At 67.2% G+C, this 2,357-nt stretch carries 1 pseudogene; it reads right to left on the bottom strand.

Annotated features, from left to right (window positions below):
• Positions 1–2,357 (bottom strand): annotated as a pseudogene (locus ABS769_RS22305) (hypothetical protein); the annotation flags it as partial.

Raw genomic sequence — 2,357 nt, 5'->3', positions numbered from 1 at the left:
GGCAAGGGCCTGGCTGTAGGGGCTGTTGGCGACCCGTTTTAAGGCCTGTTCGATCGCCAGCTCGTCCTTGCAATCGATGGCGTACAGCAACTCGTCCACATCCGGATCGCCGGTGATGTTTTTACGCCGGGGCTGCGGCCGATCTTCCTGCTCGCCAGCGGTAAGAGGTTGTGGCGCGGTGTCTGCCGGCGGGGCGCGTGGCGGTCTCAGCCCAGAGGGGCCATCCGGATCGTACCCATCACGCAACTCCAACTCGGTAAATGGCCGCTCACCACGATCCACGCGCGCCTGCCGCGCTTCTGCGATGCGGTTTTCTATTTCGAGATCCTGTTCGAGTTGGATGCGCAGCTCACGCATGGAGCGCGTTATTTCCTCCCAGGAGTCCGGATCGGCGGGCACAGTGGCAGGACGATCCTGCTTATCTGCCTGGGACACAGAAAGCGGCTCGCGCGCATCGGTCGCGCCCTCGGTTGCGTCGGCAGAGCGGCCAGCGGTCGGCATTTCCAGGGATGTCCCTGTCGCTTGCGCGAGGTGTGCGGACACTGGCAGCGCTGCAGGGGGATCTGGTGCTTCCGGTGCTTGAGCCTTTGGAGTGTGCGCCTGTTGATCGTCGCGGTGTTCTGCGGCCACCGGGGTGGCGAGCGATGGCGCGGAAGGCGTGGTCGCCGCCTGGGCCAGGCGCGCGTCCGCTGGCTGCTCGGGCTGCTGCGCAGGTGCATCTTGGTGCGCATCCGAGGCTTGCGCCGTCATCGACCGTTGGCCGCTGTGCAGGTCCGCAACCTGCTGCTGATCAGCCGGTGCTGTCTGCGCGATCGCCGCGCTCTGCGCTGTCTGCTGCTGGACTTCCTGCGGGCGCTCTTCTTGCGCTTGTTGGCTTTGCGTCCGCTGCTGCGCTACGTCGGATGCCTGTGCTTGCGCAGGCTCTGCCAGCTGCTCCTGGGGCCGTTGGGTGGCGTCATCCGGGGTAGACCGCTGCTCGGGTTGGCGCGGCGATGTGTCTTGCGCATGGAGCGACGACGGCTCGCGCGAGACGGCCTCATTCTCCGGCTCCTGCTCGCGTTGTGGAGCCGCTTGGGCGTGCACCGGCTGTTGCTCGGGATGTTGCACCGTCTGCGCCTGCAGGCGTTCCTGCTGGCTCTGCTGGGCGTCCTGGGCCTGGCGCGTTTCCTGCTCGCGCTGCTGAGTCTCCTGGGCCTGCTGCTGCGCTTGTTCGCGCTGTTGGGTGTCGTGCGCCTGCCGCTGGACTTGTTCGCGTTGCTGCGCAGCCTGTGTCTGGCGTTCTTGCTGCTCCAGCTGTTGCGACTCTTGCTGGCGAAGCTCCTGCAATGCATGCGCCTGCAGCGCCTGAGCGTCCTGCGCTCGGTCTTCGTGCGAGGTCTGCTGCTGCAGCGTGTGCGCGCGTGCCTGCGCCAGCTGTTGGTCTTGCGCTTGCCGGTCCTCCTGCTGCCGCTGCTGACGCTCCTGCGCGGTGCTGGCCGCCTGGCCTCGCGCCTGCACGTCGAGGGCATGCTGGTTGGAGGGGGCAGAAGACGACGTGTCCGCATCTGCGGATCCGTCCGATGAGCGAGGCGCAGAGGCCAGCTGCTGTATCGGCAAGGCTGGGTTCTGCCGCGCCTGTACCTCCTGCAGTGCCTGGCGGATGTCCTCGGTGCTGGTGACTGCTGCAATACGCTCTACGCCATCGGGGCCGCGTTGCAGATGCGCAATCGGGCTATCGGCGCCGAAGCTTCCACCAGGGCCGCGCCGCAACTGCATCGCGCCATCTCCCGTTAGTCCCTCTGCCTCGCGGGTGCGTTGCGTCGCCAGTTCGATCGCTTCACGCCATTGCGGCTGCAACTCGGTGCCGACGATGCGGTAGCGGTAGAGCGTCTGCTCGCCCTGTATGTCTTGCGGCGATTGGCGGATGGCGGCAATCGCCTGCGCCTGCTCGGCCAGTGCCGGTTGCAGCATCGCGCGCGTGGTCTCCAGTTCCAGCAAGCGGTTGCCATCGGGTGGGGCGCCGTTGCTGGTCCACTGGCCTTCGATGTCGCGGTAGTAGCGCTGGCCGTCTGAAGCGGTCAACGCATCCGGGTCGGGCAGCGCCTGCTGCACCGCTGGCGACATTGGCAGGCCATCGGCCGCCCAGCCGCTGCGGTGGTGCGCCAGTTCGTAGCGCGCAGCGATCGCGCCGGGACTGTTGGCGATGTTGCGGCCGATGACGTCCTGCGCTTGCGCGTCGAGCTCCGCAGCGCGGGGCGGCAGGGCGGTTTCCTGTATGTAGCTCCCGCGATCGTTGGCTCCGGAGATATCGGTCTTGACCTGGCGATGCCACTGGCCGTCCGAGGCATCACGCCGCCAGTCGGCGTTGCTCAGGCTGG

It is taken from the genome of Xanthomonas hortorum (genome assembly GCF_040279205.1).
Lineage (GTDB): Bacteria > Pseudomonadota > Gammaproteobacteria > Xanthomonadales > Xanthomonadaceae > Xanthomonas > Xanthomonas hortorum_F.
This window is presented reverse-complemented; position numbering and strand designations above follow the sequence as displayed.